We start from the raw sequence: 10,291 nt of genomic DNA, 5'->3' as shown, positions 1-10,291 counted from the left end.
TCCAAGGCGTTACGGTTATTTATCTGGAGGAACAAGCTCCTATGGTGGTGAATTGGAAGGAGCGGCAGCAAGTTATTATTGACTGTTTAGGAGAACGTTACAGGCAGATTTATTCTTAAAACAGGTGCGGAAGATCAGATAAATAAAGCTTATCGAGCAACTATTATAAAGCTAAAGATTTTGCTCTCTGCATGAAGGCTTTGCGGTCTTGATCTGAAAGGGGGGAGTTTGCTGTTGCGGGGAAAGTTAGGCTGGAAACTAAAAAGGCGCTTAATAGCGCCTTTTATTGATCTTAAATTAAAGGACTATTTAGCGCCTTCGATAATGCCAACAAATTCTTCAACGATTAATGCTGCACCGCCTACCAAGCCGCCGTCGATATCAGGTTGTGCGAATAATTCTTTTGCACTTGCTGCTTTAACGCTACCGCCGTAAAGGATTTGTACTTTTTCAGCAACAACTTTGCTTTGCTCTGCTAACCAAGAACGGATGTGTGCGTGAACTTCCTGAGCCTGCTCAGAAGTTGCAACTTTACCCGTACCGATAGCCCAAACTGGCTCATATGCGATTACACAGTTTGCTAATGCATCAATACCTGCAACATCGATTACTGCTTTAAGTTGTGTTTCAACAACAGCAAAGGTTTTATCAGTTTCACGTTCTTCCAGTGTTTCACCGATACATAAAACAGGTACTAAACCATGTGCCTGGATAGCAACAAATTTAGCAGCTACAACTGCATCTGTTTCGTTGTGGTACTGACGACGCTCACTGTGACCAACTAAGCTGTATTTAGCACCGAACTCTTTAACCATTACAGGAGAAGTTTCACCTGTAAAAGCACCAGAAACGTTAGTGCTTACATCTTGAGCACCAAATTCGATGCTGTTATTTGCAACAAGGTTAGCAACCTGGTCGATGAAAATAGCTGGTGGACAAACGGCAACTTCAACATTTGTTGCTGCATCTGCTGCTGCTTCTAAGCCTTTAATTAAAGCCGTTACAGACTCTTTTGTTCCATTTAATTTCCAGTTACCCATTACTAGTGGTGTTCTCATGGTTTTCTCCATTGTAGTGTTAAATTAAAAATTGCCGTCGATTATAAATGACTATTACGTTAAGCCTATCTTTTTTTTAGAAAAATCTAACTTCTTGATTGCTAATAGACAATACTATGATCTATAACAAACGAAAGATTCGGTAGTCTAAACTAATTCTTTAATGTCCAGCGTTTGATGCTGTTGATAATATTGTACTTCAATCGGGATGGCTTTTTCATTTTGATGAGTTAACTCTTCTTTATCAAAAGCGATATCCCCCCCGTTTATAATGCCGGACTCTTTGTTGATCGCTTTAAAATCGAAAAGGGCAGTGTCACAAAGGTGTGAAGGTACCACATTCTGCATTGCAGTAAACATGGTTTCTAAACGTCCGGGGAACTGCACATCCCACTCATTAAGCATATTCTTGATGATTTGGCGCTGTAAATTAGGTTGTGAGCCGCACAGGTTGCAGGGGATAATCGGGAACTCTTTGAGCTCTGCATAGGCTTCAATCTCTTTTTCTTTGCAATAAGCCAGCGGGCGAATAACAACATGCTCACCATTATCGGAAACTAATTTTGCCGGCATTGATTTCAATTTTCCACCAAAAAACATATTTAACATCATGGTTGCCAGCATGTCGTTCCTGTGATGCCCAAGTGCAATTTTAGTCGCACCTAATTCTTTAGCTGTACGGTATAAAATACCGCGGCGCAGACGTGAGCATAAACTGCAGGTTGTTTTCCCTTCGGGAATTTTATCCTGGACAATACTGTAGGTGTCCTCTTCTATAATTCGGTAATCAACCCCTAATTTTTGTAAATATTCAGGCAGAATGTGCTCAGGGAAACCCGGCTGTTTCTGATCCAGGTTAATCGCGATGATCTCAAAACTGATTGGTGCTGCTTCACGCAGTTCAAGCAGAATATCCAGCATAGTAAAGCTGTCTTTCCCGCCGGACAGGCATACCATGACACGATCACCATCTTCAATCATACTGTAATCAGAGATAGCTTGGCCCGTGGAACGGCGCAACGATTTGTTCAGTTTTTTTAGAGAAAACAACTGTTTTTGTGAAAGAGCGTCTGGCATTGATAAACCTTGAAATAGAGGGTGAAGTTATTTGCACCGGCATTGTACAAAAATAATTTTTTATATGCAAAGCCCGACTTAATAGCGCCGGGCTTTTGGGGGATTGCTTATAGCAGAGTAATTACTTTAGGGGAGTAGGGCGTGCAATTAAGAAACCCTGAATACCATCCACATACATTGTTTCCAATATCTGTTTTTGTTCCAGATGCTCAACACCTTCGGCAATAACACGGCAACCCATGCGGTGAGCTACATCAATGATCATTCTGACAAATTGCTGATTGGCATTGTCACGTTCAATATCGCTTATCAAACTGGTATCAATTTTCACAAAGTCAGGCTTAAGCGTTTTAAATAAGCTAAATGAGCCGATCCCTTTACCAAAGTTACTGATTGCAGAGCGGGTACCCGTGCGTCTTAGCATATCAAAAACACGTTTACTAGCGACAAGGTTAATATCCAGTAGCTCTTCTTCCATCTCGAAAATGATTGATGCGGCAATATCTGGCTCGCGTAATAACAGTCTTTCTAACCATACGATGAAGCTGCTGTTTTGGATAGCAGTGCTGCTTATATTGACCCCCCAGCGACTGCTATGGTCTTTTTTATTGCGGCACTGTGCAATTACTTTTTCTATAATTATCTGTTCAAGTTTAACAATCTTATCGATCCGCTGAGCCATAGCAAAAACAGTATCAGTAGGTATGGTCTGGTCATTATCCGTAATAAATCGGGTGAAAATTTCTTCATAACCTTTCATATCCTTGTGGATAGCAAGTATCGGCTGGTGCAATAATGTGATCCCTTTTTGGGCTATGATTCCTTCTACTATCACATGCCAATGTTTCTCACCAAAGAGGCTGTCGACATCATTATGATACTGGAACGACCAACTGTTTACCCCTTCAGTTTGTGCTTTAGCTAATGCCATATCAGTTCTTGCCAATACCTGTTCGGGCAGTTGTCCGGAAATGATTGATGAGATGCCGTTGTAAGCCATACTGTCGAGTTCATGCAGCACCTGATATTGGTCAAACTGCGTTTTTAATTCTTCTGCAAGACGTTTAGCATCGCTAATACTCATATCTTCAGCGATCAGAGCAAAATCAGATCCATTGATTCGGTAAATCGAGGTGTTTTTGTATTGAGAGGCTACCCTGGTGATGATTCCGGAAAGGTTTTCCAGATATAAATCACCTTGCTGGAATCCCTGGCGTGAGTTGATCGACATTAACTCACTGGCTCTGATAATAGATAAAATGGCATTTTTGGGCTCACCTTGTGTCCCCAAAATGACCATTAATGCTTTACGAAATGCATTACGGTTATCAAGGCCGGTGAGGTTATCCATATTTGCCTGCTGCGTTAATGACTCAATTTTTTCCTGCTGTTCATTGATGGTGTTCTGATGTTCTTCGTTTTCTCCCTTTATCTCCGTTATTTTTTGGGTCAGGGTTGCTTCAGTCTTTTTAAACAGGCCCCCGAAGGTAACACTTATCATGATAAATAGTGCTATTAACGTGCTGTAAATTGCCAGAAGAATCTGCTGAACTCGCCCAAGTAGTTGATTATTATTAATCTTAACTTCAAGGATTTGATCACTATTATCTGAAGGAACAACAATTGGGGGAATATTAAAAAACAGTTCGATAGCGGTAAATGCCGGTTTTTTTTGATAAACCAGGGGCTGCATTAACTGTTGGTTGCTGACTTTAATATAATCAAATTGGGCTTGTTCTGTTAATTTATTTAAGCTTGAACGGTCAAATATCACTGGCGTTTCATGTAAACGTAATGTTTCTGTTACCTGTTTTTGCTGCTCAGAAATAAGGGGAGTGAAAATAATTTTTGCCGCAAAGGTGATTACGACTGTTAATAACAATGTGAATAAAAAAATTACCCACATTGCACTTTTGTAATGCTTCATTGAAATTCACTCCATGATATTCAGGACGTTATGTTTTAATTTATTAAAATGGATACTTATTAATGTTAATAAGTATCGAATTATTCTTAGCCGCTCAGATATTGAGTTATTCTTTATTTATCAACCACAGCGATTATATTTTTCTTTTTATTTAACAGCACGCGTTGAAGTTGTTGAGAATGTAATGATTTGCCATTATAAAACAAATAATTTTAATAATAACACCTTTTATATAAAACCTTTGATTTAGTTACAATATTTTTAGGGTGTGTTGGCTTTGCGCGGTTAATTTTTGTCCGAGATAAAAGAGTTTTGGTCGTGGCCGGAGGCATGTCGTCTGTGAACTGAACTAACAAAGCTCAAAAGGCTTTTAGCCGCCCCTTCGAATGGCGGAAGCTGATTTTGCACCTTGAAGCAGTGTGGCTATAAAGCGCCAATGAACTGCTGAAAAAACAATTAAAATCACTTCCGGTAATCAGGCTGCTCACTCTGTAACAGGCTTTTTGTGGTTGCTTCCTGAGGCGAATTAAATATTTGCTCGGTTGTATTACTTTCTACCATTTTTCCATTCTGCATGACAATAACCTGATCGCTAATGTGCCTTACCAAATTCATATTATGTGAAACAAATATACAACTAATGCCTTTTTTTGCCTGTATTTCCAGCAAAATATTAACGATCTTGAAGCCGAGAGAGGTATCTAAGGTTGATAAAATTGAATCCGCAATAATAATATCAGGATTTAACACCATTGCACGTGCGATGGCTACCTGGTGCTGCTGCACTGAAGATAACATGTTCGGATAAAAGTCGAGATAATCGGGTAATAAACCAACCAGATCTAATGTTTTCAATATTTGCTGTTTGCGTTGTTCTGCCGTTAGGCTGGTATTTAATTCCAGAGGGGCAGTTAATATTTTACCGATCGTGACTTTAGGGTTCAGAGAAATATTGGGATCCTGAAATATAATTCGTACCGATTTACATCTATCCTGGCGTGACATAGCGGAAAAAGAAATGCCATTAATAAAAATATCACCGGAGGTAGCAGGAATGACGCCGGCAATCATCTTTACCAGGGAGCTTTTACCTGAGCCATTTTCACCAATAATAGCCAATGTTTTACCGCGATCCAGGGTAAAGTTTATTGGCCCTATCGCGTGACGAAAGCCAGAAGATAAAAAATATTTACTGCCTTTGTATTTTTTATATAGGTTATTTACAGTGAGAAGTGCTGTCATGAGGTTTTTTCATCTAAAGTTGGAAAGTGGCAACGAATCATATGGCCTTTATAATTTACAGTATCGGGGTATTGTACGCAGGTTCTTTGCGCGCGCGCGCAGCGCGGACCTAAACGGCAACCGATCGGCAGCTGGTTGAATGACGGAATGTTTCCCGGCAGGGTATACAGTTGACTTTTACTGGCGATCTCTTCATTAAAGTCTAATGTTGTTTTGATCATCGCTTCGGTGTAAGGGTGCATTGGTCTTTCTATAATTTGTTTATAACTGCCGGATTCCACCGTTTGTCCACAGTAAATTAGGGTGATAAAATCAGATAAGTTACTAATTGTGCCGAAGTTATTACTTAGTAATAAAATCGTAGTATTGTTTAATTGATTCAATTTGTATAACAAACGCAGAATTTGAGCCTGAGTAACCGCCTCCATGGCATGGGTAGGTTCATCGGCAATAATCAGCCTCGGATTATTGGCAATGGCCATCGCGATCATCACCTTTTGGCAGATACCTTCTGATAACTGGTGCGGGTAACTTTTTAATACCGCCTGATCATTCTGAATGCCCACTCTGTGGAACAACTCTTTGATCTGTTGCGTTGAGGTTTTTTTCCGCTCCTGTTTTATTTTATCCAGCAAACGGTTTTTCATTGAGATACCCGGTAATACTTCGTTAATCTGCGCAAATATTTTTTTACTCGGATCCAGATAGGAACGGGGATGTTGGAAGATCATGGCGATCTCTTTGCCCATTATCTTGCGCCGATCGGTTGGAGAGAGTTTGGTTAAATCCGTTGCGCCTAAAAACATCCGATCAACGGTTACTTTCCAATTTGGTTTGTGCAACCCGAGTATAGCTTTGGCGATTAAACTTTTTCCTGAGCCGGTCTCGCCAACCAGGCCATGAATTGTGCCATCAATAATATTTAATGATGCTTTATCAATCATGCGTATCGTACCTTGGGCGGTGGTGATGTCGATACTTAAATTTCTAATGTCCAGAAGGGCCATTAATCTTCTCCTTGAATAATTGCATGGCGTAAACCTTCCGTAAAGATATTAACTATCATGATAGTAAGGAAAATCAACAAGCCCGGCAGTATAATAAGCCAGGGGGATAAAAAAGAGAGCTCGATATTATCCGCGATTAACCTCCCCAATTCAATATCTGGTGATTGTGTGCCAAACCCCAAGAAACCCAGGGTGGCTATTTCTAATATTGCCATGGTAAAAATCTGATTAATAAGTGTCACCAGCGGCTCAAGGATATTCGGGAATATGCCGAATCTGAGCAGGCGGATATTGGTTGCACCATCAAGTCGCAGGGCAATAATATGCTGTTTGCTTAATTGGCTGACAATGGCAAGGTAGATACCACGTACAAACTGCGGTAGCAGTGAAAGAGATACCGCGATTAAACAGTTTTGATAACTTGTCCCGAACAGAACAATTAAAATAAGCGCTATTAGTAGGGTTGGAATCGTTAAAAGGGCATCTAAGAGATGATGCAGAATACTGGCTTTTATGCCTTTCGTTAACGCCGCTGTGGCACCAATAACCGCACCGATCAAGGATATCAAGCAGGTAATCAGTAAAGCGCCGCCAAAGGTATATTGGAAACCTTTAATCAAGCGGGCAAGCGCATCCCGCCCTAAGTCGTCTGTTCCGAATATATGTTCAGTCGTCCCGCCCTCAATCCAATAAGGGGGCAGTAACAGATGTTCCGGATATTGCACAAAAGGGGAGTGCAGAACAATAACATCGGCCAGTAAAACGATCACTACCAGGAGAATAGATACCCACATGGCAAAAACTGCAAAATTATTTTTTTTAAAAAGAGCCCAGATATACTGTAACGGAGATTGTATTTTTTCTTCGTTAAATTCGTTATTTATCAGCATATAATATTCTCCGTGTTGTGGGGGAGATAAGCATCTGTAAAATATCGATGATGATGCTCGAGAGCAGGATAAACCCTGAAATTATAATGACGGCAGCAGGAAGCGCGGCATAATCGCTGCCTTTAATGCTGGCGAATAACCAAACACCAGCACCATGAGAGGAGAAGACAATTTCGATGGCCATAGCGATCGATATTATGGTATTTAACTGCAGCCTTAACAACGGAATAATAGGAGGCAATGCATTTTTAAGCACATGCCGGAAAACAATCTGCAAAACAGATAATCCTTTCGTATTTGCGGCTTTTATATAATTACTTTTCATCACCAGCGATATTGAATGCCGTGTCAGTCTGATTATTTCGCTGCTCAGAAAAAAAGATAATACAACTGCGGGTAATATCAGATGTGCTAAACGATCGAAAAAAGCATCTAAACCATATAGTTCGATAGCAAATAAACTGTCTATCAGTTGAAAACCAGTGATATTGGGAACTTCATAGAGCGGACTGATATCACCATCGATTGGCAGGGCAAGAGCAAATGAGACTGGTAGCATCATGGTGATGATCGCCAGCCAAAATGCCGGTAACGCAAGGCCGATCAGTGCGATCGACATAATTGTATAATCAAGTACTCCGTTACGGTATAGACCTGCAAAAATACCAAGCGGTATGCCAATGATAATGGAGGTAAGTAGTGCAACGAGGCAAAGTTCCAGCGTAGAGGAGAATGCTATTAACCCATTCACCATGTGGGATTGCTGATTAATGATCGAGGCTCCCCATTGACCTTGCAGAATATCCATCATGTATTGCGCATACAGCATAACATAATTGCCATTGTTAGCCGTGAGCTCGGAGCTTGACCAAAGAGCGAGCATAAAAGCGAAGATCGACAGAGCGAATGCTGTAAAAAATAATAAATTTAAGCGACGAAATAAGTAATTTAGCATAGTTAATCGGTTTCTGTTTTATTGACATGCTGGAAATTGATACCGGTAAAAGGATCCACCTGAATACCTGATATGTTGTTGCGCATTGCATCCATGCGTAATATATGAGCGATTGGAAAATAAATGCGCTGTCCTTGAATAATCTCCTGCAGTTTATAATAGTTTTTAATGCGTCTTGCAAAGTTATCCTCCTGCAAATTTGAATTTAATAGATTCTGCACCTCTTTACTGCACCATTGACTTGAGTTACCTTCTAATACCGTGGAATCACAGCTCAATAAGGGCCTGAATATACTATCCGGATCATTTATATTGCCGTTAATTCCGGTTAAATAGGTATCATAATCACCGGAGATTAGCTGTTTGTGAAGGGCTGCCTGATTAAGGTGGAGAATTTTACTTTTTACACCTATTTTTAATAAGTTAGCCTGAATCAATTCCGCTGTTTTATGAAAATTAGGATTAAAAATAGAGTTGTCAGCCGGGGTAAGAATGGTGATTACCCTGTCAAAGTCAAAACCAATATCTTCAAGGGCACTGCGGGCAGCCTGTGGTTGGTATTGAATTTCAGTTGATCTCAGGTTGTATGCCCAGGATTGTTTATTTAATAAGGTATTAGTTGTTGTTGCACTTTGGTAAAAGACTGCTTTTAGAATGTTTTTTTGATCGACTGCCTTTGCAAAAGCCTGCCGGACTTTCGTTTCAATAAAAGGCACTTTGTTGGTATTGAAGGCCCACAATGCGATATTGGCTGTGGGCTGGCTACTGAGGGTAATATTCGACTTTCTGCTCAGCTGTTTTAGCTGGCTGGGCGCTGGATCCGTAATGATATCGCATTCGCCGGTGAGTAGTTTTGCATAACGCTTAGTTTTATTTTCTGTTACATCAAAGATGAGGTTGTTTATTGCTGCCTTTTGACCCCAAAAACCACTGTGATTGATATAATGAATGATACCAGCATTGTTGGCCCTTTTAAATTTGAAAGGACCTGTTCCGACCGGATAAAAATCTATCTTTTCACCGGCGTTCTTAGCCAGTAATTGATCGGCGTACTCCTTAGAAAGCATCACTGAATAATGTGCAGCCAGGTTGGCCAACAAGGTCACATCGTTTTTTTTCAATATAAATTTGATGGTGTAATCATCAATTTTGATGATATCGGCAATTGCGTCTGTATAAGGGTGGTTAAAAAAATAGGCATCGCTGCCGCGATTAACCGAGTGGAAAGGGTGGTTCTGGTCGAGCACTCTTTTTAAACTAAAGATAACATCATCGGCGTTAAAATAACGTGTAGGTGTAAAATAATCTGTTTCATGAAAGTTGACATTTTTTCGCAGAAAAAAAGTGTAACTCAATTTATCTTCACTTGCTATCCACTGCGTGGCGAGATCCGGAATATAAGCATTGCTTGTCGGATCTATTTTAACTAAACGGTTATACAGCTGGTGAGTTGTCGCATCCAGACTGGAGATATCGTGGCTAATCTGCGGATTTAAGGAATGGACGTTACTTTCAGAACAGTAGATTAAGCTATCTGTAAGTGTTGATTCGCTTTGATAGCAACCACTTAATAAAAACGTTGTGGTAAATAAAAGAAAAAACCTTATGGTAAAATTAATCATCCCATCTGATAGCTGCATATAGCTTGCGTCCCTCGTTGCAGATAAACTACTGCTCAATTTTAGAGCACTTAACTATCCAGTTTGTTATTAGTTTCGATTAGAGCAATATTCTGATGTATTAAAAACAAAACAGATTAATAACTTGAAGCTGGATCTTTTTTATTTATGTTTTTTCTATATTTCGCAATACCTTGTGAGTCAATAATAGCGAAAAAACACCAAAAATAACATACCCGAGGGCTTGACCATACAATATACCCGGTGCTTGAAAATAAAAAGCGCCAATACTGACAAAAGGAATTGTGCCCAAGGTCATTTATCCTACATTTAGGGTCTTGATCTTTCGAGATTGTTTTTGCAGCAGTTTGTTGATTCTTTATACAAGGCAGAGCCTGCGTAGTGTAGTTATTCTACATAAACAGGCGATAACGCAGTAGAAAGAGCCAACAAGCGCTGCCCGAAGGGTTCGGCTAAAAGCGTTTTACTCTTTGTTGCGAGGTATTTACTTAGAAT

Annotated in this window: 8 protein-coding genes; all 8 read right to left on the bottom strand. The window is 40.1% G+C overall.

The features are described from left to right. Window positions 1-305: 305 nt before the first annotated feature. Window positions 306-1,058, bottom strand: a complete 753-nt coding sequence (gene tpiA, locus ABZA00_RS14240; protein ID WP_372882825.1) for a triose-phosphate isomerase — start codon at window positions 1,056-1,058, stop codon at window positions 306-308. A gap of 147 nt (window positions 1,059-1,205) precedes the next feature. After that, a complete protein-coding gene (gene ttcA, locus ABZA00_RS14235) occupies window positions 1,206-2,135 on the bottom strand; it encodes a tRNA 2-thiocytidine(32) synthetase TtcA (protein ID WP_372882824.1) in 930 nt (309 codons plus the stop codon). Between the two features lie 121 nt (window positions 2,136-2,256). Beyond that, entirely contained in the window at window positions 2,257-4,062 is a 1,806-nt protein-coding gene (locus tag ABZA00_RS14230) for an EAL domain-containing protein (protein WP_372882823.1), read from the bottom strand. Between the two features lie 462 nt (window positions 4,063-4,524). Further along, window positions 4,525-5,304 carry an ATP-binding cassette domain-containing protein gene (locus ABZA00_RS14225; protein ID WP_372882822.1) on the bottom strand — a complete coding sequence of 260 codons (780 nt, stop codon included), beginning with the start codon at window positions 5,302-5,304 and terminating at the stop codon, window positions 4,525-4,527. Further along, a complete protein-coding gene (locus tag ABZA00_RS14220; RefSeq protein ID WP_372882821.1) occupies window positions 5,301-6,311 on the bottom strand; it encodes an oligopeptide/dipeptide ABC transporter ATP-binding protein in 1,011 nt (336 codons plus the stop codon). The genes ABZA00_RS14225 and ABZA00_RS14220 overlap by 4 nt, the downstream gene beginning before the upstream one ends. Next, window positions 6,311-7,201, bottom strand: coding sequence for an ABC transporter permease subunit (locus tag ABZA00_RS14215; RefSeq protein WP_372882820.1), 891 nt, complete (start codon window positions 7,199-7,201; stop codon window positions 6,311-6,313). The genes ABZA00_RS14220 and ABZA00_RS14215 overlap by 1 nt, the downstream gene beginning before the upstream one ends. Further along, complete coding sequence (locus tag ABZA00_RS14210) at window positions 7,188-8,156, bottom strand: ABC transporter permease subunit (RefSeq protein ID WP_372882819.1); 969 nt, start codon at window positions 8,154-8,156, stop codon at window positions 7,188-7,190. The genes ABZA00_RS14215 and ABZA00_RS14210 overlap by 14 nt, the downstream gene beginning before the upstream one ends. Window positions 8,157-8,158: 2 nt before the next feature. After that, a complete protein-coding gene (locus ABZA00_RS14205; protein ID WP_372882818.1) occupies window positions 8,159-9,796 on the bottom strand; it encodes an ABC transporter substrate-binding protein in 1,638 nt (545 codons plus the stop codon). Window positions 9,797-10,291: the final 495 nt, after the last annotated feature.

The organism is Psychromonas sp., assembly GCF_041586535.1.
Lineage (GTDB): Bacteria > Pseudomonadota > Gammaproteobacteria > Enterobacterales > Psychromonadaceae > Psychromonas.
This window is presented reverse-complemented; position numbering and strand designations above follow the sequence as displayed.

What these genes read in the sequence shown, in the direction of transcription:
- tpiA (WP_372882825.1), bottom strand. Translation starts at nt 1,058, where the DNA reads ATGAGAACACCACTAGTAATGGGTAACTGGAAATTAAATGGAACAAAA.
- ttcA (WP_372882824.1), bottom strand. Translation starts at nt 2,135, where the DNA reads ATGCCAGACGCTCTTTCACAAAAACAGTTGTTTTCTCTAAAAAAACTG.
- ABZA00_RS14230 (WP_372882823.1), bottom strand. Translation starts at nt 4,062, where the DNA reads ATGAAGCATTACAAAAGTGCAATGTGGGTAATTTTTTTATTCACATTG.
- ABZA00_RS14225 (WP_372882822.1), bottom strand. Translation starts at nt 5,304, where the DNA reads ATGACAGCACTTCTCACTGTAAATAACCTATATAAAAAATACAAAGGC.
- ABZA00_RS14220 (WP_372882821.1), bottom strand. Translation starts at nt 6,311, where the DNA reads ATGGCCCTTCTGGACATTAGAAATTTAAGTATCGACATCACCACCGCC.
- ABZA00_RS14215 (WP_372882820.1), bottom strand. Translation starts at nt 7,201, where the DNA reads ATGCTGATAAATAACGAATTTAACGAAGAAAAAATACAATCTCCGTTA.
- ABZA00_RS14210 (WP_372882819.1), bottom strand. Translation starts at nt 8,156, where the DNA reads ATGCTAAATTACTTATTTCGTCGCTTAAATTTATTATTTTTTACAGCA.
- ABZA00_RS14205 (WP_372882818.1), bottom strand. Translation starts at nt 9,796, where the DNA reads ATGCAGCTATCAGATGGGATGATTAATTTTACCATAAGGTTTTTTCTT.